At 73.2% G+C, this 19621-nt stretch carries 21 protein-coding genes; 13 read left to right on the top strand and 8 right to left on the bottom strand.

All coding sequences use genetic code 11. From position 1 onward, the window contains the following. The first annotated feature begins 113 nt into the window (after positions 1 to 113). The 3 genes from ACIP67_RS17955 to ACIP67_RS17945 all read left to right on the top strand — a co-directional run bounded on the left by ACIP67_RS17955 (position 114) and on the right by ACIP67_RS17945 (position 3321). Entirely contained in the window at positions 114 to 1055 is a 942-nt protein-coding gene (locus ACIP67_RS17955; RefSeq protein WP_401692714.1) for an ROK family protein, read from the top strand. After that, on the top strand, positions 1055 to 2263 hold the full coding sequence (nagA, locus tag ACIP67_RS17950) for an N-acetylglucosamine-6-phosphate deacetylase (protein WP_401692712.1): 1209 nt from the start codon (positions 1055 to 1057) through the stop codon (positions 2261 to 2263). Before ACIP67_RS17955 ends, nagA begins: the two co-directional genes overlap by 1 nt. A gap of 137 nt (positions 2264 to 2400) precedes the next feature. Then, positions 2401 to 3321, top strand: a complete 921-nt coding sequence (locus tag ACIP67_RS17945) for a 1-phosphofructokinase family hexose kinase (RefSeq protein WP_401692710.1) — start codon at positions 2401 to 2403, stop codon at positions 3319 to 3321. Between the two features lie 3 nt (positions 3322 to 3324). Here the strand turns inward: ACIP67_RS17945 and ACIP67_RS17940 are convergent, their stop codons facing one another. Next, positions 3325 to 4284: a carbohydrate-binding protein gene (locus ACIP67_RS17940; RefSeq protein WP_401692708.1), complete on the bottom strand. Its 960-nt coding sequence runs from the start codon at positions 4282 to 4284 to the stop codon at positions 3325 to 3327. A 142-nt stretch (positions 4285 to 4426) separates the two neighbouring features. After that, entirely contained in the window at positions 4427 to 6097 is a 1671-nt protein-coding gene (cdgB, locus tag ACIP67_RS17935) for a diguanylate cyclase CdgB (RefSeq protein WP_401692707.1), read from the bottom strand. Positions 6098 to 6564: 467 nt separating this feature from the next. Here cdgB and ACIP67_RS17930 point away from each other — a divergent pair, with 467 nt between their 5' ends. Then, positions 6565 to 7083 carry a flavin reductase family protein gene (locus ACIP67_RS17930; RefSeq protein ID WP_401692925.1) on the top strand — a complete coding sequence of 173 codons (519 nt, stop codon included), beginning with the start codon at positions 6565 to 6567 and terminating at the stop codon, positions 7081 to 7083. 81 nt (positions 7084 to 7164) lie between these two features. After that, a complete protein-coding gene (locus ACIP67_RS17925; protein WP_401692923.1) occupies positions 7165 to 7683 on the top strand; it encodes a GNAT family N-acetyltransferase in 519 nt (172 codons plus the stop codon). 24 nt (positions 7684 to 7707) lie between these two features. Here the strand turns inward: ACIP67_RS17925 and arfB are convergent, their stop codons facing one another. Then, positions 7708 to 8145 (bottom strand): alternative ribosome rescue aminoacyl-tRNA hydrolase ArfB, encoded by a 438-nt coding sequence (gene arfB, locus ACIP67_RS17920; protein WP_401692705.1) that lies wholly within the window; start codon positions 8143 to 8145, stop codon positions 7708 to 7710. Between the two features lie 182 nt (positions 8146 to 8327). Between arfB and ACIP67_RS17915 the strand changes: the two genes are divergently transcribed. Both ACIP67_RS17915 and ACIP67_RS17910 read left to right on the top strand, forming a co-directional pair. Further along, on the top strand, positions 8328 to 8903 hold the full coding sequence (locus tag ACIP67_RS17915) for a TerD family protein (RefSeq protein WP_401692704.1): 576 nt from the start codon (positions 8328 to 8330) through the stop codon (positions 8901 to 8903). 103 nt (positions 8904 to 9006) lie between these two features. Continuing rightward, positions 9007 to 9669 carry a class I SAM-dependent methyltransferase gene (locus ACIP67_RS17910; RefSeq protein ID WP_401692703.1) on the top strand — a complete coding sequence of 221 codons (663 nt, stop codon included), beginning with the start codon at positions 9007 to 9009 and terminating at the stop codon, positions 9667 to 9669. Positions 9670 to 9694: 25 nt separating this feature from the next. On the opposite strand, the gene ACIP67_RS17905 is transcribed toward ACIP67_RS17910, so the two are convergent. From ACIP67_RS17905 to ACIP67_RS17895, 3 genes are all read right to left on the bottom strand, one after another. Beyond that, positions 9695 to 9874 carry a DUF397 domain-containing protein gene (locus ACIP67_RS17905; protein WP_401692701.1) on the bottom strand — a complete coding sequence of 60 codons (180 nt, stop codon included), beginning with the start codon at positions 9872 to 9874 and terminating at the stop codon, positions 9695 to 9697. 72 nt (positions 9875 to 9946) lie between these two features. Beyond that, positions 9947 to 10123, bottom strand: coding sequence for a DUF397 domain-containing protein (locus ACIP67_RS17900; protein ID WP_401692700.1), 177 nt, complete (start codon positions 10121 to 10123; stop codon positions 9947 to 9949). A gap of 11 nt (positions 10124 to 10134) precedes the next feature. Continuing rightward, entirely contained in the window at positions 10135 to 10989 is an 855-nt protein-coding gene (locus tag ACIP67_RS17895; protein ID WP_401692698.1) for a helix-turn-helix domain-containing protein, read from the bottom strand. Between the two features lie 220 nt (positions 10990 to 11209). Between ACIP67_RS17895 and ACIP67_RS17890 the strand changes: the two genes are divergently transcribed. The 3 genes from ACIP67_RS17890 to ACIP67_RS17880 are packed head-to-tail and all read left to right on the top strand — an operon-like array spanning position 11210 to position 13162. Next, the gene (locus tag ACIP67_RS17890; protein ID WP_401692697.1) at positions 11210 to 11635 is read left to right on the top strand and encodes an ATP-binding protein; all 426 of its coding nucleotides are present in this window, start codon (positions 11210 to 11212) and stop codon (positions 11633 to 11635) included. Further along, positions 11632 to 12612 carry a GNAT family N-acetyltransferase gene (locus ACIP67_RS17885; RefSeq protein WP_401692695.1) on the top strand — a complete coding sequence of 327 codons (981 nt, stop codon included), beginning with the start codon at positions 11632 to 11634 and terminating at the stop codon, positions 12610 to 12612. Before ACIP67_RS17890 ends, ACIP67_RS17885 begins: the two co-directional genes overlap by 4 nt. 49 nt (positions 12613 to 12661) lie before the next feature. Next, positions 12662 to 13162: a hypothetical protein gene (locus tag ACIP67_RS17880; RefSeq protein WP_401692694.1), complete on the top strand. Its 501-nt coding sequence runs from the start codon at positions 12662 to 12664 to the stop codon at positions 13160 to 13162. Positions 13163 to 13238: 76 nt separating this feature from the next. Here ACIP67_RS17880 and ACIP67_RS17875 read toward each other — a convergent pair whose 3' ends face one another. Beyond that, the gene (locus tag ACIP67_RS17875) at positions 13239 to 13934 is read right to left on the bottom strand and encodes a pentapeptide repeat-containing protein (RefSeq protein ID WP_401692692.1); all 696 of its coding nucleotides are present in this window, start codon (positions 13932 to 13934) and stop codon (positions 13239 to 13241) included. A gap of 188 nt (positions 13935 to 14122) precedes the next feature. Between ACIP67_RS17875 and ACIP67_RS17870 the strand changes: the two genes are divergently transcribed. The 3 genes from ACIP67_RS17870 to ACIP67_RS17860 all read left to right on the top strand — a co-directional run bounded on the left by ACIP67_RS17870 (position 14123) and on the right by ACIP67_RS17860 (position 17914). Continuing rightward, positions 14123 to 15283, top strand: coding sequence for an NAD(P)-binding protein (locus ACIP67_RS17870; RefSeq protein WP_401692690.1), 1161 nt, complete (start codon positions 14123 to 14125; stop codon positions 15281 to 15283). A gap of 44 nt (positions 15284 to 15327) precedes the next feature. Beyond that, complete coding sequence (locus ACIP67_RS17865) at positions 15328 to 16308, top strand: zinc-binding dehydrogenase (protein WP_401692689.1); 981 nt, start codon at positions 15328 to 15330, stop codon at positions 16306 to 16308. A 109-nt stretch (positions 16309 to 16417) separates the two neighbouring features. Beyond that, positions 16418 to 17914 carry an MFS transporter gene (locus ACIP67_RS17860; RefSeq protein WP_401692687.1) on the top strand — a complete coding sequence of 499 codons (1497 nt, stop codon included), beginning with the start codon at positions 16418 to 16420 and terminating at the stop codon, positions 17912 to 17914. Between the two features lie 167 nt (positions 17915 to 18081). Here the strand turns inward: ACIP67_RS17860 and ACIP67_RS17855 are convergent, their stop codons facing one another. After that, the gene (locus ACIP67_RS17855; protein ID WP_401692686.1) at positions 18082 to 19488 is read right to left on the bottom strand and encodes an NAD(P)/FAD-dependent oxidoreductase; all 1407 of its coding nucleotides are present in this window, start codon (positions 19486 to 19488) and stop codon (positions 18082 to 18084) included. Positions 19489 to 19621 lie beyond the last annotated feature (133 nt).

The following is a 19621-nucleotide window of genomic DNA, read 5'->3' as shown; positions in this document are numbered from 1 at the left end:
CCCACGCAGGCACCGGACGGGCTCCGGACGGGCCCCGCCGGACCCCCCACAGCACCCCCAAAGCCTCGTAAGTGGACTAGACCTCTCCCGGTTCTGGGGCCACACTGTCCCCCGTGAGACATGTCATCGCCCTCGATGTGGGCGGCACCGGGATGAAGGCCGCCCTGGTCGGAGCGGACGGCACGCTGCTGCACCGGGCCCGCCGGGCCACCGGACGCGAGCACGGCCCCGACGCGGTCGTCGCCGGCATCCTCGACTTCGCCGCCGAGCTGCACGCCCACGGCGCCGAGCACCTGGGCGAGCCCGCGGCGGCCGCCGGGATCGCCGTCCCCGGCATCATCGACGAGGCCCGGGGAGTGGCCGTCTACGCGGCCAATCTCGGCTGGCGGGACGTCCCCCTGCGCGCCCTGCTCGCCACCCGCCTGGGCATCCCGGTCGCCCTCGGCCACGACGTGCGCACCGGCGGCCTCGCCGAGGGCCGGATCGGTGCGGGCCGGGGCGCCGACCGCTTCCTGTTCGTGGCGCTGGGCACCGGCATCGCGGGCGCCATCGGCGTCGACGGCAGGGTCGAGGCGGGCGCGCACGGCTTCGCCGGCGAGATCGGCCACATCGTCGTACGGCCCGGCGGAACGCCCTGCCCGTGCGGACAGCGCGGCTGCCTGGAGCGGTACGCGTCCGCGGCGGCGGTGAGCGAGGCGTGGGCGGCGGCCTGCGGCGATCCGGGGGCGGACGCGGCGGACTGCGCGAAGGCCGTCACGTCCGGCGACCCGGACGCCGTCCGGATCTGGCAGGAGGCCGTGGACGCCCTGGCCGACGGCCTGGTCACCGCGCTCACCCTGCTGGACCCCCGCACGCTCGTCATCGGTGGCGGGCTCGCCGAGGCGGGGGAAACCTTGTTCACACCACTACGGAACGCCGTCCGGCGGCGCCTCACCTTCCAGAAACCGCCGACGATCGCCCCCGCCGCCCTGGGCGACACCGCCGGATGCCTGGGCGCGGGGCTCCTGGCCCGGGATCTCCTGAAGACGACCGACGGTACGGAGGTAACGCCCTGATGGTCACCCACGCAGAGGCGCGGGGAACTGCGCGACAAGCCGCACACCACCCGCGGCCCGCAGCCGGCGAGGCGCCCTTCGTCCTCTCCGGCGCCGACGTGGTCCTCCCCGGCGGAACGGTCCGCGGCGGCCGGGTGATCGTCGACGGCACCCGCATCGCCGCCACGGCCCCGGACGGCGTCCGGGTGATCGACGCGAGGGGTCACTGGCTGGTCCCCGGCTTCGTCGACCTGCACAACCACGGCGGAGGCGGAGCCTCGTTCTCCGGCCCGGCCGAGGACGTCCTGCGGGCCGTCCGCACCCACCGCCGGCACGGCACCACCACCCTGGTCGCCTCCACCGTCACCGACGACATGGACCTCCTCGTCCGGCAGGCGGGACTGCTGTCGGAGCTGGCCGAGCAGGGCGACATCGCGGGCATCCACTTCGAGGGCCCGTTCATCTCGCCGTGCCGCAAGGGCGCGCACTCCGAGAAGCTGCTGCGCGACCCGGACCCGGCGCAGGTGCGCAAGCTGATCGACGCGGCGCGCGGCCGGGCGCGCATGGTCACGCTGGCCACGGAACTGCCGGGCGGCCTGGACTCCGTACGGCTGCTCGTCGAGCACGGCGTGATCGCCGCCGTCGGCCACACGGACGCCACGTACGAGCAGACCGTCGAGGCGATCGAGGCGGGCGCCACCGTCGCCACCCACCTCTTCAACGCGATGCCCGTCCTCGGCCACCGCGCCCCCGGCCCGGTCGCCGCGCTGCTGGAGGACGAGCGGGTCACGGTCGAGCTGATCAACGACGGGGTCCATCTGCACCCGGCCGCACTGGAGCTGGCGTTCCGTCACGCGGGCGCGGGGCGCGTGGCGTTCATCACGGACGCGATGGACGCGGCCGGCAGCGGCGACGGCCGCTATCTGCTCGGCCCGCTGGAGGTGGAGGTCAGCGAGGGCGTGGCCCGTCTGGTGGACGGCGGTTCCATCGCCGGCTCCACCCTCACCCTGGACCGCGCCTTCCGACGCGCGGTGACGGTGGACCGCCTCCCGGTCGAGGACGTGGTCGAGGCGCTGTCCGCCACCCCGGCCCGGCTGCTGGGCCTGGACGACCGCGTGGGCTCCCTGGACCCCGGCAAGGACGCCGACCTGGTCCTGCTGGACGAGGACTTCGGCCTGAAGGGCGTGATGCGGCGAGGGGAATGGGTGGTCGATCCCCAACTGGCCTGAAACGTCCGCTCGCTGGGAGACGGTGGCCGGGCCGGGGTCTGGGCCGCCCGCCGTCTCTTTGGCATGATCGAGCCCCCGGAAACCCGGGAAGAAGGAAAGAGAAGGCGAACGCGCGCCATATCGGGGGAGGTCGGCCGGTGATCCTCACGGTCACGCTCAACACCGCTCTCGGCATCACCCACCGCGTCCCGGCACTGCGCCCGCACACCAGGCACCGGGTGACCGAGGTGACGGAACGCCCCGGCGGCAAGGGCCTGGACGTGGCGCGGGTGCTGGCCGCGCTGGGACACGAGGTGACGGTCACCGGCTTCGTGGGCGGGGCCACCGGGCGGGAGGTGCGCGACCTCCTCACGGGCGTCACCGACGCCCTCGTCCCGGTCTCCGGCACGACCCGCCGCACGGTCGCCGTCGTCGACGAACGCACCGGTGACACCACCCGGTTCGACGAACCCGGCCCCGTGATCGCACCCGCCGAGTGGTCGGCCTTCCAGCGGACGTACGAGGCCCTGGTGGCCGGGGCCCGGGCGGTCGCCCTGTGCGGCAGTCTGCCGCCGGGCGTGCCGGTCGGCGCGTACGCGGGGCTGGTGCGCACCGCGCGCGCCGCGGGGACGCCGGTCCTGCTGGACACCGGTGGGGAGCCGCTGCGGCGCGCGGTCGCCGCCCGCCCGGACCTGATCACGGCGGACGCCGCCGAACTGGCCGAACTGACCGGCTCGCACGAGCCGCTGCGCGCCACGGAGGACGCCCGCCGGCGCGGCGCCCGCGCGGTGGTGGCGTTCCTGGGTCCGGAGGGCCTGGTCGCGGCGGCCCCGGAGGGCCGCTGGCGGGCCGTCCCGCCCGTCCGCCCGCGCCGCACCCCGGCGGGCGCGGGCGGCCGCGTCACCGCCGGACTGCTGTCGGGCCTGGTGGACCGGCTGCCCTGGCCGCAGCGCCTGGCCCGCGCGGTCGCCCTGTCCGCGGCGACCGCGCTGTCCCCGGCGGCCGGCGGGTTCGACCGGACCGCGTACGAGGAACTGGTGGCCCGGGTGGCGGTGACCGGCGAGGCCGGCGCGGCCTGAGCGTCAGCTCTCGACCTGCCCCTGCTTCAGCCACAGCTGGTCCAGGAGCACGTTGCACTTGTCGCCGTTCTCGCAGGAGAGGCTGACGGTGTTGGTGCCCTTGGTGAGGGCCGGATAGGCGTAGGTGGTCGTCCAGCCCTTGGCGAAGTCCCCGTCGGCGGCGTGCGCGTAGTTCTTCATGCTCAGCGGGGTGCCGAACTTCTTGCCGTTGATGGTGAGCGTCATCGACTGGTCGTCGCCGGCGGTGCTGTAGTGCGCGAAGAGGGTGTAGGTGCCCTCCTCGGGGATGCCGTCGACGGTCCAGGTCACGGAGTTGCCGACGGCGTTGAGATTGGCGACGTAGATGCCGCCGTCCGCCTGCGCGCCCTCGACGTCGGAGGCCAGCGCGGCGGTGCCGCCGAGGCGCAGGGCCTTGGCGTCGATCGTCGGCAGTTCGGCCTCGTCGCTCGCGTCGTCGCCGCCGGACTCGCTGGGCGAGGCGCTGGCGGTGGCGGTGGGGGCGGTGGACACCTGGCCCGCGTCGTCCTGGCTGTCGTCGTCTCCGCTGCCGTTGGTCATGACGACGGCGATGCCCACGACGACCGCGGCGAGGACCGCGACGGCGCCGATCAGCAGGCCCTTGGTGTTGGGGCCGCGGCCCCGGCCGCCGGAGGGCGCCGACCGGCGTCCGCCGGTGGGTGCGTTGCCGCCGGGGGCGGTTCCGGGCGCGGTGTGGCCGTTCGGCTGCCCGTACGCACCCTGCTGCGGCACCGTCGGCTGGCCGTACTGCCCGTACTGCGCGGTCTGCTGCTGCGGCTGCTGCCCGTACCTGCGCTCGCCGACGGTGCGCACGCGGCTGACGGAGTTCGGGTAGCCGTAGCCGCCCGAGGGGGGCTGGGCTCCGTTGGCCTGGCCGTCGGCGTAGAGATAGCCGAACGGGTCGTCGTCCTCGGGCGTGCTCGCGCCGTTGTTGCCGGGCGTCATCCTCTCGTACTCCTCAACAGGTGCGGGGCGGATGCGTACGCGTGTGAATAGGTGCGGAGAAGAGCGAGCCTACCCGGTCCGCGGGCCACGAACGGGTGACGCTGATCGCACGAACTCGCCCATCAGGTCCCTGACCTGCGGATCATCCGGCCCGCCTGTGCTGTTTGGGACGAGATCGTTTCTCGACGTACATCCGCTCGTCCGCCGACTTCAGGACTTCGTCGGCGGTCATCCCGCAGTGCGCCCAGCCGATGCCGAAGCTGGCGCCGACGCGCACGGCCCGGCCCTCGGCGCGGATCGGCTGGATGATCTCGTTGCGCAGGCGTACGGCGAGGTCCTCGGCGTCGGCGCGGCCGAGTCCGTCGGCGAGGATCACGAACTCGTCGCCGCCGAGCCGGGCGACGGTGTCGCCGTCCCGGACGCCGTGGGAGAGCCGTCGGGCGACCTCGACGAGGACGGCGTCGCCCGCGTTGTGCCCGAACCGGTCGTTGATCGACTTGAAGCCGTCGAGGTCGCAGAAGAGGACCGCGAGCCCCTTGGTGCCGTCGTCGCGGCCGCTCTCCTCGGGGGCGACGGTGTGCACGTGGTGATCGTAGGCGTCGTAGGTCTCGCCGCCGGGGGACGGGTAGTCGAAGCCGTGGTCGCCGCCGGTGCCGAAGGCGGGGTGGTCGTAGGCGGCGTCCATCGCGTCGACGGCGGTGGGGTGGGTGGACTGCGGGCGCCGGCAGAGCCGGGCGGAGAGGCGGGAGCGCAGTTCCGCGGAGTTCGGCAGGCCGGTGAGGGAGTCGTGGGAGGCGCGGTGGGCGAGCTGGAGCTCGCGCCGCTTGCGTTCCTCGATGTCCTCGACGTGGGTGAGGAGGAAGCGGGGCCCGTCGGCGGCGTCGGCGACGACGCTGTTGCGCAGCGAGACCCACACGTAGCTGCCGTCGCGGCGGCCGAGGCGGAGCTCGGCGCGGCCGCCCTCGGCGGAGGTGCGCAGCAGGGTGCCCATGTCCTCGGGGTGGACGAGGTCGGAGAAGGAGTAGCGGCGCATCGCGGAGGCGGGGCGGCCCAGCAGGCGGCACAGGGCGTCGTTGGTGCGCAGGACCCGGCCGTGCTGGTCGCCGCCCAGCTCGGCGATGGCCATGCCGGAGGGGGCGTACTCGAAGGCCTGCCGGAAGCTTTCCTCGCTGGCGCGCAGGGCCTGCTGCTCGCGTTCGAGCCGGACCAGGGCCCGCTGCATGTTCGCCCGCAGACGCGCGTTGCTGATGGCGATGGCGGCCTGGAAGGCGTACATCTGGAGCGCCTCGCGGCCCCAGGCGCCGGGCCGCCGGCCGTTGCGGGGCCGGTCCACGGAGAGGACGCCGATCAGTTCGCCGCAGGCGCCGCCGCCGGGCGCGGCGGGCATGTACATGGGCGCGAAGAGGCGGTCGGAGGGGTGCCACTCGTCCTCGAAGCGCGGGGCGGGCCCGTCGGTGTACCACTGCGGGACGTCGTCGTCGTCGAGGACCCAGCCCTCGGTGTGGGATATGAAGACCAGGTCGCCCCAGTTCTCGCCCATGCCCAGGCGCCGCTCCCAGGACTCCCGGGAGCCGACCCGGCCGGTGATGAGGGCCTCGGCGGCGGAGTTGCCGGAGAAGGCGGCGACGACCAGGTCGCCGTCGGGGCGTACGAGGTTGACGCACGCCAGCTCGTAACCGAGCGCGTTGACCACTCCGTCGGCGACGGTCTGCAGCGTGTCGGCCAGGCTCCGTGCCGTGTTCATGTCGGCCATGACCTGGTGCAGCTGTCGCAGGGACGCAAGACGGACGTACGGCTCCGACTCGGTCTCCATGCTTCGCCCTCCCCCCGAGACTTCGCAGCGAATCAAGGGTTGTCTTCGGCGTGACGTCGTTTCTCTTCGTCGTGTCTGCCGTTGTTCCGACGCCGTTCCGACGCCGTTCTGCCGGGTGTCTGAACCAGTGGCGTCTCCGCCACTGAATCACAGCGTGCTCCCCACTCGGTACACAGGGTCAACAATTCCCGACTCTTGTGACTCAAGTCACATAAAAACGTGAGCAATTACGTGGAGATTCCGCGTCTCCCCTGTGCGTTTACTGAGCACATGGCCGTGCACGGCCGAGCGTACGCGAATCCGTCGGCAGACCTACGACCCGTCCTACGACCGTCCCTCGACCGCTCTCGGGCGGAGGTCCGATGCGGCGCGGACCACGCGGACACTAGCCTCCAGACGTGCCTCCAGACGTGTCCAAGACGCTCCCCGCCCCCGCCGCCCCCGCCGCCTCCGGGCATGCTGAGGGGGTGAGCGACGACGAGTTCCGCGCCGCGATGTCCCGGCTCGCCGGCGGTGTGGTCCTGGTGACCTCGCAGGAGCCGCCGCTGGACCCGGACGACCCGCGGGCGCCCGAGGGCGAGTACGCCGGCATGACGGCCACGGCGTTCCTGTCCGTCTCCCTGGACCCGCCCCTGGTCCTGGTCAGCCTGCGCACCGGCTCCCGCATGGACGACCTGCTGGACGAGCAGCCGCTGTGGGGCGTGTCGGTCCTCGCCGAGAGCCAGCGTCACATCGCCGGCCGCTTCGCGATGAAGGGCCGCCTCAGCGACCGCCTCCTCTTCGAGGACATCCCGTACACCCGTGGCGAGGCCACCGGCGCGCCCCTCCTCGGCGGCGCGCTGGCCACCCTGGAGTGCCGCACCGAACAGCGGGTGGCGGCGGGGGACCACACCCTCGTCATCGGCCGGGTGCTGCGGGCCCGGGTACCGAGCACGGAAGGCGGTCCGCTGCTCTATTTCAAGGGCCGTTACCGCCAGTTGAACTGAACGGCAATTCAGTGGCCGGACGCCGCTCGCACGCCCTACGGTGCCCGGATGACGAGCAACCGGGGAACGGCGGCGGGAACGATGACGACAACGTCGGGAACGACGGCGGGAACAACGGCGGCCGCGACGGGAACGACGTCTTCCGTCCGGCTGGAGGAAATAACTCCCGCGAATATCGAAACCGCGCTCGCCATTCGGGTCCGGCCCGATCAGGAATTCGCGGTCTCCCCGGTGGTGAAGTCCCTCGCGCAGGCCTACGTGTACCCCGCGGCCGCCTGGCCCCGCCTGATCGTCGACGGCGACCGACCGGTCGGTTTCCTGATGGCGTTCTTCGACATCGATTGGAGGCAGGACGGCGGCAGCCTCGTCCGCTCCGGCCTGTGGCGCCTGAACATCGCCGCGCGGGAGCAGGGCCGCGGCTACGGGCGCTTCGCGGTGCGATCCGTCGCCGCGGAGATCCGCCGCCGCGGCGGCACCGAGATGTACGTGACCTGGCACCCCGGCGAGCACGGCCCCGAGGGCTTCTACCTGGGCCTCGGCTTCCGGGACACCGGGGAGCGGGTGAAGGGGGAGACGGTGGGGGTGCTGGCACTGACCTGAGCGGGCCCGCCGGTCGGGCCCCGGTCAGCCCCAGTCCCGCCCGGCCCTCCCCCGCTTGGTCTGCGACCGCTGCTTCTTCTCCCGCAGCCGGCGTTCGTTGATCCCGCGCGGGATGCGGGTGGCCCGGCGCGGCTTCGGCGGGGGTGCGGTGGCCTCGGCGAGGAGGGCGGCCAGGCGTACGGCGGCGGCCTCGCGGTTGCGCCACTGGGAGCGGTGCTCGGAGGCGCGTACGCTCACCACGCCGTCGACCAGGCGCCCGGCGAGCCGCTCCAGCGCCCGCGCCTTCCACACCTCGGGCAGCGCCTCGGTGCGGGCCAGGTCGAAGCGGAGCTCGACCTGCGAGTCACTGGTGTTGACGTGCTGCCCGCCGGGCCCCGACGACCGCGAGAAACGCCACATGAGCTCGGCCTCGGGGAGCGAGACGGAGCCGCGGACGGGATAGGGACCGGACATGCCGTACATGTTCCCGCCTGTGACCGGTCCACGTCACCCCAATATCCGGACCGGCCCGGCCCGCCTCCTCCGATTCGGTAAAGAAAGTAAAGACACGGGGAACCTTGGGCACCCTTCGCCGCGTTCATAGGGATAGCTGTAGCTTCGTGGCGCACGAAGCCTCTACGCACCGAGGGAAAGGACTCCCAACCATGGCTGTAAGCCTGTCCAAGGGTGGCAACGTCTCGCTCACCAAGGAGGCTCCGGGCCTGACCGCCGTCACCGTGGGCCTCGGCTGGGACGTCCGTACGACCACCGGCACCGACTTCGACCTGGACGCCTCCGCGATCGCGGTGAACACCCAGGGCAGGGTCTACTCGGACGCCCACTTCGTCTTCTTCAACAACAAGCAGACCCCGGACAACACCATCGTCCACACCGGCGACAACCGCACCGGCGAGGGCGCGGGCGACGACGAGGCGATCAACGTCAACCTGGCGGCTCTCCCGGCCGACATCGACAAGATCGTCTTCCCGGTCTCCATCTACGACGCGGAGAACCGCTCGCAGAACTTCGGCCAGGTCCGCAACGCCTACATCCGCGTCGTCAACCAGGCCGGCGGCGCGGAGGTCGCCCGCTACGACCTGTCCGAGGACGCGGCGACCGAGACCGCCATGGTCTTCGGCGAGCTGTACCGCAACGGCGCGGAGTGGAAGTTCCGCGCGGTCGGCCAGGGCTACGCCTCGGGCCTGGTGGGCATCGCCCAGGACTTCGGCGTGAACGTCTGACCGACGGTTCGTCCCTGTCGCACGGGGAGCCCCTCGCCTTTCCGGCGGGGGGCTCCCCGCGCCGGCGGCATTCCTCAGGCTGCGGTCTTCGCGGGAGGCCGGCATGACCGTCCAGCACAACTTCGACAGTGAACGCGTCGTCTGGGACGCCTACGCCGAGTCCACCAGGAAGAGCGTGTCCGAGTCGGCCCCGGCCTTCGGGTGGACCCAGTACGAGCATCACGGGCCGGGGCCGGAACTCCTCGGCGATCCCGCCAGCGCTCTTGAGATCGGGTGCGGCACGGGCCGGGCTCTTGCCTTCCTGGCACAGCAGGGCGTCAAGGCGCGCGGCGTGGACATGTCGGCCGTCATGGTCGCCAACACCTCTGAGCGTTGGGGGCCACTCGGCGTCGAGTTCGTATGTGCGGAGGTTCTCGACTTCCTCGCCAGGGACACGCGAACGTATGACGCCGTCTACTCGATCTTCGGTGCCGCGTGGTTCAGCGATCCGCACAAGCTCTTCCCTCTGGTACGTGAGCGCATGAATCCGAAGGGCGTATTCGCTTTCTCCCAGCCGCCGGCCATTCCGGGAGCATACGGCCCGCAGGGCATGTACAAGGGCGGCTTCGCCGGTCCTGCGACCTACACCTACCGATACAGCTACACGCCCGCCATGTGGACGGACATGCTCACAGCAGCGGGCTTTTGCCAGGTCTCAGCGCAGGTGGTCGACGCACCCGAGCCTGATTACTTCGGCACCTTGATCGTGCGGGCTCTGGTGCCGTAGCCCGTCGCGCTAGGGGAAAGGGCGTTCAGCCTGTTGCGGCGTCGACGTACCGCAAGAGACCCAGCAAGCCTGCGGGAGCCAGTTCGAGTACATCGTCGGGATCCTCGCTCTCGCGGAGGAGGAGGTGAGGTCCGGCGTCGGATATTTCAAGACAGTTTCCGCCCTCCACTCCCGAGAAGGACGACTTCTCCCACTGCTCGGACACGTGTGAACCTTCCAGAACTCTCGGGCTGCGGAGTCGCGTACGACACCGCTGCCGCCGGATGGAGCGCCCTTCCTACACCTCGGCTTTGAGGTGGCGTATCAGTCCCAGGAGGCCTGTGGGGACCAATTCGATCACGTTGCCGGGGGCCTCGCTCTCGCGGAGGAAGAAGTGGCTCTCGGCGCCGGTGACTTCGAGGCAGTTCTCTCCGCCCGCCCCGGAGAAGGAGGACTTCTGCCACTGCTCAGACATGGTGAAGGACCTCATAGTTCTCGTGCGATGTCTTGGACGAACCGGCGGGAGCGCTGGACGTCGAGCGCTGCGCGCTCCGCGAGGTCGAGCAGCGTCCCGTACTTCTTGAGCTGTGTCCCCACACCCAGGAAGACCCCACCCACCGCGCTGTCCACCTGCACGGTGTCCAGTTGAGGGACGACGCCGCACGCGTAGAAGACGGGCTGGGTGGCTTCGACGAACCTCTCGTTGTCGAAGGGAATGACCCGCAGGGTGACGGCCGGCCGCTCGGACGCCTCCAGCAAGTGTTCCAGTTGCGCGCGGGCGACCTTCCGGCCGCCGATCCGCATCCTGAGTGCAGCCTCATGCATGACCACGGTGAAGGGCGGCGGGGCGACTCGTTCGAGGATCTGGCGACGCTTCAGCCTGAACTCCACGCGTAGGTCCATCTCATCGGCAGGCAGAGCGGGAATGTGTCCACCGTAGATGGCCCGGACGTAGTCCTCTGTCTGGAAGACGCCGGGGATCGTCATCGGCTGGAGCGCGCGAAGGTGCGTGGCGTGGTGCTCCAGCTCGGCCATGTCCAGGAACCCGGGCGCCAGGACTCCCCTGTAGGCCTCCCACCACCCTTGCCCTCGGGACTCCCGGGCGACAGCACACAGGGCATCGACCAGTTTCACGTCGTCGCACGAGTAGAAGACCGCCAGCCGCCGGATACGTTCCTCGCTGACACCGAGACGCCCCGCCTCGATGTGGCTGATCTTCGCCTGGTCGGTCGACAGCAGACCGGCAGCCTCGCGAGCCGTCCTCCCTGCGAACTCCCTCAACTTTCGCAGTTCCGAGCCCAGTCGGACCTGTCGGGCGGAGGGGTTTTCTCTCAGTGGCATGGGTCCCGTTCCTCTCGCGTCCGAGTCTGCCGTGCCGATGCAGGGCAGGTCCACTCGCCCGGGTGAACCCCTCGGGGCAACCTTGCCCCGGAGCAAGGTTGCTCCCTACCTTCGGTATGTCAGCGCGCGGCACGCCAGTGAACCCGCAGTGCAGGCACCCCACGGTGTCCGAGCCACGGTGGCCCGTCGCGCACACCCTCAACAGATCGGAGTCGGAGCCATGGACACCACCGCGCAGACCTACCACCTCACCACCCCCAACTCCCCCCTCAGTCCCCGCATCTGCCGCGACACCGTCGCCATACTCCTCACCACCAGCGGCCACGCCCCGCACCTCGCCGACACCGCCCGCACCCTCGTCTCCGAGGTCGTCACCAACGCCGTACGGCACACCTCGACGCCCACCATCCACCTCACCACCTCGGTCACCGGAGACGGTGTGCGGGTGGCCGTGTACGACGACGGCCCGCTGCCGGACCTCGCGCCGCCCACGCCCACCGCCGGTGACGAGAACGGCCGCGGCTTACTGCTCGTCCAAGCCCTGGCGCAGGCCTGGGGCGCGGGACCGGCCCGTGATCCCGGCGGACCCGGCAAACACATCTGGTTCGAGTTGCCGGCCGATCCGCCCACTACCCTGCACGCGTGATCCTCAGCCCCCTTCCCCTCACCCCGGACCACCGCATCCCCGCCGCCGTCCTCGCCGAGCTCACCGCCCTCTACGCCTCCCAGCGCGCGTTCCACGCGCTCAGCGGTGACTTCCCCGGCCCGGACGGCATCCGGCCGGAGCAGGTGGCGGCGTCGCTGGCGGAGGAGGTGGCGCACCCGGACGGGGAAGTGCTGCTCGCCCGGAGCGAGGGGCGGCTCGTCGGGGTCGTGACCACCCTCGGGCGCCATCCCGACCCCGCCGACCCCGACCCCTGGATCGGGCTGCTGATGGTGGACGCGGCCGTGCAGGGCCGGGGGCACGGGCGCCGGATCGCCGAGGCCGTCGAGGACCGTTTCCGCGCCGCCGGCCGCGACGCCGTACGGCTGGCCGTGCTGGACGCCCATCCACGGGGGCTCGCCTTCTGGCAGGCGCTCGGGTACGAGGTCGTCGACCACCGGTCCGACCTGCGGCTCGGCCGGCCCTGCGCCGTGCTGCGCAAGCCGCTGCGCACCCCCCGGCGCGCGGCCCGCGTCGCCGTGGTCGCCCCCGACGGGTCGGTCCTGCTCCTCCGGTACGACAACGTCGAGGTCGGCGTGCACTGGGCGCTGCCCGGCGGCGGGCTGGAGGAGGGCGAGTCGCCGCGCGAGGGCGCCCTGCGGGAGCTGACCGAGGAGACCGGATGGACGGACCTGGAGCCCGGACCGCTGCTGTGCACCTGGGAACACGACTTCACCCGGGTCGCCTCCCGCGGGGGGACCCGCGTGCACATCGCCGTCCGCCAGCACGAGCACGTCTACGTCACACCGGGCCCACGCCGTGAGCCCTCCGGCGCCGACCTGGCCGCCGCGCACGCCGCCGACTCCATCCTCGCCTGGCGCTGGTGGACGCGGGAGGAGCTCGCCGAGGAGGCGGAGCCGGTGTGGCCGGCCGGGCTCGCCCGGCTGCTGGACGAGTGGGACGCCGCCCGTCGGCCGTGATCCCGCCACCCGGCGCGGCGCGGGCGCGGGGCGTGACACCATCGCCTACGTGCTCGACATCGGCTACGCCCTCTCCAACCGCTTCCCCGACCCCCCGCAGACCGACTACCGCCGCGCGGACGTCCACGCGCTGCGGCACGACCTGTTCTGCGGGGACGTCTACCTCGCCGACACCAAGGCGGACCGGGAGCTGTCCACAGCCTGGGGATGGGTGCCGGTGCTCGACTTCGCGTGGGCGCTGTGCGACATCGTGGAGCGGATCGACCGGGATCCGGCGGGCTCCCGCGCCTCCCGCCCGCAGTACGCGGAGCTGGACTTCACCGAGTCGACCGACCGCATGCTCTTCGAGCGCCGCTTCGGCTGGGTGGACGTCGAGGCCGACTGGATGCCGGCCGAGGAACCCCCGCTGACCTTCTCGCACACGGAACTGCGCCGCGAGGCCCGCGACTTCCTGCACGACCTGATCGCCGACCTGGTCGACCTCCACGAGGACCTGGGCGAGAACCCGGCGATCTGGACCCTCCAGGCGAAGTTCCCCCGGGTGGGGTGACCACCGGACGGCCCCGCCTCGGGTACCTCGGGTCCGCAACCGGCCCCCGGCGCCCGTCCTCACCCGAACCCCCGCCTCAGCCCTCCACCCTGATCCCCAGCTCCGCCGCCAGCACCGGCGCCAGGTCCAGCAGCTGCGCCGCGCTGATCACCGCGCCCGCCAGCCGGTCGACGCCGCCCGCGACGCCCAGTTCCGTCGCGCCGCGTAGGTCCACGTCGGTCAGGGTGGCCGCGCTGAAGTCCGCCGATCTCAGGGCGCAGTCCACGAACTCCACCCGCTCCAGCCGGGCGCCCCCGAAGTCGGGCTCGGCCAGGACGCAGCCCTCGAAGACCACGTCCCGCAGCCGGGCCTGACGCAGGTTCAGGTAGTCGATCTTGCCGCCGCGCACCAGGACCCGCTCCCAGACCGCACCGTGCGCCTGGGTGCCGCCGAGGCGGGCGTCGACGAGCTCGACGTCCCGCAGGGCCGACCCGGCCAGGTCGGTGCCGACGCCCCGGACGCCGGTGAGGACCGAGTCGAGGAGACGGGCACGGGACAGCCGTGTCCCGTCCAGGGCGCAGCCGGTCAGCGCGCAGTCCATGAACCGCGCCCCCGCGCCGTCCTGCCCGGTGAGGTCCGTCCCCGCGAACTCCACCCCGTCGTAGTCCCCGTCGGGCTCCACCTCCCCGCCCCCGTAGGCCTCCAGCGCCGGCAGCCGCACCTCCGGCCGCCGCGCCCCCTTCACCCTGCCCGCACCCGTACCCGTCCTCGCGCCTGTACCCGTCCTCGCCATGCCCCCATCCTGCACCCCGCCACTGACAATCCCCCGGCGACGGCCGCATGCCCGCGCCGACACCAGCCACATCCCCCCGCCCCCGCCCCCGCCGCCGGCACCGGCGCCGGCGCCGGCGCCGATGTCACGAACCGGCGCGCCCCGCCGTCGTACCGGTACAGGCGCCCCCGACCGGCAAGGAGCCCTCCATGCGCCATCTCACCGTCATCGGCGGCGGCCTCGCCGGCCTCACCGCCGCCATCGCCGCCGCCGAGGCCGGCGTCACGGTCACCCTGCACGAGGCCCACCACACCCTCGGCGGGCGGGCCCGGACCGCCCCGGCCCCGTACCGGACGAACGAGGGCCCGCACGCCCTCTACAACGGCGGCCCGCACTGGACCTGGCTCCAGCAGCGCGACCTCATCGGCCCGCTGGCGCCCCTCCCGCCCCTGGAGGGCGCCCGCCTCCGACTGCGGTACCGGGGCGTGCTGCGCCGCACCCCTCCGTTCGCGATGCTCAAGCTGCTGCGTCCCGGCATCCGCCGCGCCCCCGTCGACGCCGACTTCCTCACCTGGGCGGCCGAACTGGCCGGCGAGGAGGGCGCCCGCGCCGCCGCCCACTATTGCGCCGTCGCCCTCTTCCACCACGACCCCGGCGCCCTGTCCGCCGCCTTCGTGCAGGAGCGTCTGCGCCGTGCCACCAAGCTGCCGCCCGAGGCGCACTACCCGCGCGGCGGCTGGGACTCCCTCGTCGACCGGATGGCGGCCCGCGCCTGGAACCTGGGGGTGCGCATGGAAACCTGCTCCCGCGTCGACACGCTCCCCACCGGCGCCCCGGTGATCGTCGCCACCTCCCTCGACGCCGCCCGCCGTCTCCTGGGGGACGAGTCGCTGACCTGGCCGAGCGGGCGTACGGCGCTGATCGACCTCGCGGTCCGCACCCGGCGCGGCGACGCCTTCGCCGTCTCCGACCTGGACGCGCCCGGCTGGATCGAACGGTTCACCGCCCAGGACCGCACCCTCGCCCCGGCCGGCGAGCAGCTGATCCAGGGCCAGGTCCCGATCGGCCCGCACGAGTCCAGGGCCGCGGGCGTCGCCCGCGCGGAACAGCTCCTCGACCTCGGCCTCCCCGGCTGGCGCGACCGCGTCACCTGGCGGCGCGAGGCCGTCGCCGACGGCCGTACGGGCGCCGTCGACCCGCCCGGGACGAGCTGGCGCGACCGCCCCGCCGTGGACCGCGGCGACGGCGTCTACCTGGCCGGCGACCAGGTCGCCGCCCCCGGCGTGCTCTCGGAGGTGTCCTTCACCAGCGCCCTGACGGCCGTCTCCCTGGCCCTCGGCCGGAACACCCTTGACCTCGAGCATGCTTGAGGTCGAACAGTGGGTCCGTACACGTCGGACGACAGGGGGACCCCATGCGCGCCATCCGTCTGCACACCTTCGGCCCCGCCGAGAACCTGACCTACGAGGAGGTCGAGGACCCGCGCCCCGCCCCGGGCCAGGTCCGCGTCGCCGTCCGGGCCGCCGGAGTGCACCTGCTCGACGCCGCGCTGCGGGAGGGCAGGCAAGGTCCTCTGCCGGAGCCGACCGTCCTGCCGACCGTCCCGGGCCGTGAGGTCGCCGGTGTCGTCGACTCGCTCGGCGACGGCGTCGACGCGGCGTGGCTCGGCCGCCGGGTCGTCGTCCACCTGGGCTTCGTCCCCGGGGGCTACGCCGAGCTGGCCGTCGCCGACGTGACCCGCCTCCACGAGATCCCGCCGAACCTCGACGCCGCCCAGGCCGTCGCCATGATCGGCACGGGCCGTACGGCGATGGGGATCGTGCAGTTCGCCGAGCCGGGCCCCGACTCCGTGGTCGTCGTCCCGGCCGCCGCCGGCGGCATCGGCACCCTGCTCGTGCAGTACGCCCGGAACGCGGGCGCCACCGTCGTAGGCCTGGCGGGCGGCCCGCGGAAGACGGCCGCCGTCCGGGCGGGCGGCGCCGACCTCGCCGTCGACTACACCGAGCCGGCCTGGCCGGAGAAGGTCCGCGCCCACCTCGGCGGCCGGCCCGCGACGACCGTCTTCGACGGCGTCGGCGGCGACGTGGCCCGCGAGGCCACCGCCCTGCTCGGTCCCGGCGGCCGGCACATCGTCTTCGGCCGGTCGGCCGAGGGGCTGCGCGACGGCACGCCGTACCTCGTCGAGGGCGTCTCCGAACAGGTCCTCGGCCCGGTGATGCTGGAGCGGGCGGGCGGCCCCGACCCGTTGCGGACCCTGGAGCTGCGCGCCCTCGCCGAGGCCGCCGCCGGCCGCCTCACCCCGGCCGTCCAGCGCTTCCCGCTGTCCGAGGCGGCCGCCGCCCACCGGGCGCTCCAGAGCCGGGGTACGACGGGCAAGGTGGTCCTGGAACCCTGACCACGACCACGGGCGGGCCGCCCGGGTCCCCGGCACCGCCCCCGGACCGGGCCCGGGACACGGCCGCATCCGGAGTGCGCACCCGTCCGTTCTGTGATCTTCTGTCCGCGTGAGTGGCGCCTGGACAGAGGAACCCGACGCGGAACCCGACCCCCGCCGCTGGTGGGGCCTGTGGACCATCGCCCTGGCCCAGCTCATGGTCGTCCTGGACGGGACGATCGTGAACATCGCGCTGCCCTCCGCGCAGCGGGACCTGGGCATGTCGGACGGCGACCGCCAATGGGTGATCACGGCCTACGCCCTCGCCTTCGGCGGCCTGCTCCTGCTCGGCGGCCGGATCTCCGACCTGGTGGGGCGCAGACGCACCTTCGTCATCGGCCTGATCGGTTTCGCCGCCGCCTCCGCGTTCGGCGGCGCGGCCACCACCGCGGCCATGCTGTTCGGCGCCCGCGCCCTCCAGGGCGTCTTCGCCGCCGTCCTGGCCCCGTCCGCCCTCAGCCTGCTGACCACCACTTTCACCGACCCCCGGGAACGCGGCCGGGCGTTCGGCATCTACGGCACGCTCTCCGCCAGCGGCGCCGCCATCGGCTTCATCGTGGGCGGACTGCTCACCGAGTACCTCACCTGGCGCTGGTGCCTGTACGTCAACGTGCCCGTCGCGGTCCTCGGCGTGGTCGGCGCCCTCACCCTCCTGCACGACCGTCACGCCCGTGCGGGCACCCGCCTGGACGTGCCCGGCGTCCTGCTGGGGTGCGGCGGGCTGGTCGCGATCGTCGCCGGCTTCGGCGAGGCGGAGCCGCGCGGCTGGACCGACCCGCTGGTCCCGGCCCTGTTCGCGGCCGGGATCGCGCTGCTGACCGTGTTCGTGTGGTGGCAGACGAAGGCGGCGGTGCCGCTGCTGCCCCTGCGCGTCCTGAAGGACCGCACCCGCGTGGGCTGCTACCTCACCATGGCCCTGGCGGTCATCGGCATGTTCGGGATGTTCCTGTTCATGACCTACTACCTCCAGACCGTCCTCGGCTACTCCCCCGTGCGCACGGGACTCGCCTTCCTCCCCATGACCGCCTCGATCCTCACCGGCTCCACCCAGATCTCGGCCCGTCTGATCCACCGCGTCCCGCCCCGCGCCCTGATGGTGCCCGGCATGCTCCTCGCCGCCACCGGCATGCTGATCCTCACGCGGATGACGGTGCACAGCGACTACGCCACCGACATCCTGCCCGCCCTGGTCCTGATGGGCCTCGGCATGGGCCTGACGTTCATGCCGGTCTTCTCCACGTCGACCGCGGGCGTCGCCCCCGAGGACTCCGGCGTCGCCTCGGCCATGCTGAACACCTCGCAGCAGGTCGGCGGTTCCATCGGCACGGCGCTGCTGAACACCGTCGCCACCTCCAGCGGCGCCGCGTACGTCGCCGCCCGCCTCGGCGACCCGCACCGCCCGGCGGACCTCACCGCGCAGGGCACGGTGCACGGCTACACGGTGGCCATCTCCTGCGCCGCCGCCATCATGCTGCTGGCCTCGCTGTCCGCGGGGCTCCTGGTCACGGCGAGGCCGCCGCGACAGTACGCCGCGACGGACGCGCCGGTGCCGGAGTCGGTGGCCTGACCGGCGGCAGCGGGCGCTCCTGCGGCAGCGGGCGCTCCGGGGACAGCGGGCGTTCCCGGGACAGCGGGCGCTCCGGTGCCGGCGGGCGCTCGGGGCCAGCGGGCGCTCCCGGGCCAGCGGGCGCTCCGGTGCCAGCAGGCGCTCCAGAGCCAGCAGGCGCTCCAGGGTCAGTGCCGGCCCGCCACCCGGTCCGCCACCCGCGCCAGCCGCGACGAGCCCGCGCTGTGCCGGGCGGCCTCCCGCCGGTCCGCCGCCCGGTAGGTGGCGTACATGCCCTGCACGCCGAGCCAGCGCAGCGGCTCCGGCTCCCACCTGCGGACCCGGTGGCCGACCCACGGCAGGCCGGTCAGCCCGGTCGGACCACCCTGCCCGGAGTAGAGCCGGACCAGGTCGCACAGCGTGCGGCCGGCAAGGTTCGCGGTGGCGACGCCGGAGCCGACGTAGCCGCCCGCCCAGCCCAGACCGGTCGAACGGTCCAGGGTGACCGTCGCGCACCAGTCGCGGGGCACGCCCAGCACCCCCGACCAGGCATGCGCGACGCGCACCCCGGCGAGGGCCGGGAAGAAGCCGGTCAGGATCTCCCGCAGCGCCGCCACCGTCGGTTCCTGCGTCCGCCCGTCGCTGTCGGTCCGCGAGCCGAAGCGGTACGGCACCCCGCGCCCGCCCAGCGCGATCCGTCCGTCGGCGGTGCGCTGCGCGTACATGTACGCGTGCGCCATGTCCCCGAGGGTCTCCCGGCCCGTCCAGCCCACCGCCTCCCACTGCCCGGCGCTCAGCGGTTCGGTGGCGATCATCGACGAGTTCATGGGCAGCCAGGTGCGCTTCTGGCCCTTCAGCGACGCGGTGAACCCCTCCGTGCAGCGCAGCACGTACGGCGCGCGCACGGTGCCGTACGGCGTGACGGCCTGCCGGGGCCGGATCCCGGTCACCGGGGTCGCCTCGTGGATCGTCACCCCGAGCGCCTCGACGACCGCCGCCAGCCCCTTGACCAGCTTCACCGGGTGCACCCGCGCCCCGTGCGGCGTCCACGTCGAGCCGACCGCGCCGGCCACCCGGATCCGCTCCGCGGTCTCCCGCGCCCCGTACAGCTCGCGGTCCTTCTCCCCGAACGCCAGCTCGTGCGCGTGGAAGTCCCGCAGCCGGGCCAGTTGCGCCGGCGTCCGCGCCACCTCGAGCACACCGCCGCGGTGGACGTCGGCCTCGATGCCCTCCTCCCCGGCCACCCGGACGACCTCGGCGACCGTGTCGTTCATGGCCCGCTGGAGCCGTACGGCCGCCTCCCGCCCGTGCAGTCGCGCGTACCGGTCGCGGCCCGCGATGCCGTTGTACAGCCAGCCGCCGTTGCGCCCGGAGGCGCCGTAGCCGCAGAACCGCTGCTCCAGGACGGTGATCCGCAGGGACGGCGCCGCCTTCTTCAGGTAGTACGCGCTCCACAGGCCCGTGTAGCCGCCGCCGACGATCACCACGTCCTCGTCGGCGTCACCGGCCAACGGCTCCCGTACCGCGGGGAGGCCGTCGTCCGCGTACCAGAAGGAGACCCCGCCGTTCACGACACCGCTCATCGAGCTGCTCATGGCCGGACGCTACCCGCCCGGACCGCGGCTGTCCCCTTCGGATTTCGTGGTTCTCCCGCAGGTGGGCACGGCCTCCCGACGCGGCCTACGGGCGTGACCGCGCACGGACTGCGGGGGCACGGGCCCCGCCCGT

The sequence above is a fragment of the Streptomyces sp. NPDC088812 genome (assembly GCF_044750285.1).
In the GTDB taxonomy this organism is placed as follows: Bacteria; Actinomycetota; Actinomycetes; order Streptomycetales; family Streptomycetaceae; genus Streptomyces.
The sequence above is the reverse complement of the archived record's forward strand: the minus strand, read 5'-3'. Positions and strand labels throughout refer to the sequence as shown.

Bases quoted from the DNA above. Each gene is read 5' to 3' on its own strand.
- ACIP67_RS17940 (WP_401692708.1), bottom strand. From the start codon at position 4,284: ATGACGCCCGGCAACAACGGCGCGAGCACGCCCGAGGACGACGACCCG.
- ACIP67_RS17915 (WP_401692704.1), top strand. From the start codon at position 8,328: ATGGCTGTAAGCCTGTCCAAGGGTGGCAACGTCTCGCTCACCAAGGAG.
- ACIP67_RS17900 (WP_401692700.1), bottom strand. From the start codon at position 10,123: ATGTCTGAGCAGTGGCAGAAGTCCTCCTTCTCCGGGGCGGGCGGAGAG.
- ACIP67_RS17870 (WP_401692690.1), top strand. From the start codon at position 14,123: ATGCGCCATCTCACCGTCATCGGCGGCGGCCTCGCCGGCCTCACCGCC.
- ACIP67_RS17890 (WP_401692697.1), top strand. From the start codon at position 11,210: ATGGACACCACCGCGCAGACCTACCACCTCACCACCCCCAACTCCCCC.
- nagA (WP_401692712.1), top strand. From the start codon at position 1,055: ATGGTCACCCACGCAGAGGCGCGGGGAACTGCGCGACAAGCCGCACAC.
- cdgB (WP_401692707.1), bottom strand. From the start codon at position 6,097: ATGGAGACCGAGTCGGAGCCGTACGTCCGTCTTGCGTCCCTGCGACAG.
- ACIP67_RS17910 (WP_401692703.1), top strand. From the start codon at position 9,007: ATGACCGTCCAGCACAACTTCGACAGTGAACGCGTCGTCTGGGACGCC.
- ACIP67_RS17875 (WP_401692692.1), bottom strand. From the start codon at position 13,934: ATGGCGAGGACGGGTACAGGCGCGAGGACGGGTACGGGTGCGGGCAGG.
- arfB (WP_401692705.1), bottom strand. From the start codon at position 8,145: ATGTACGGCATGTCCGGTCCCTATCCCGTCCGCGGCTCCGTCTCGCTC.
- ACIP67_RS17895 (WP_401692698.1), bottom strand. From the start codon at position 10,989: ATGCCACTGAGAGAAAACCCCTCCGCCCGACAGGTCCGACTGGGCTCG.
- ACIP67_RS17925 (WP_401692923.1), top strand. From the start codon at position 7,165: ATGACGACAACGTCGGGAACGACGGCGGGAACAACGGCGGCCGCGACG.
- ACIP67_RS17865 (WP_401692689.1), top strand. From the start codon at position 15,328: ATGCGCGCCATCCGTCTGCACACCTTCGGCCCCGCCGAGAACCTGACC.
- ACIP67_RS17855 (WP_401692686.1), bottom strand. From the start codon at position 19,488: ATGAGCAGCTCGATGAGCGGTGTCGTGAACGGCGGGGTCTCCTTCTGG.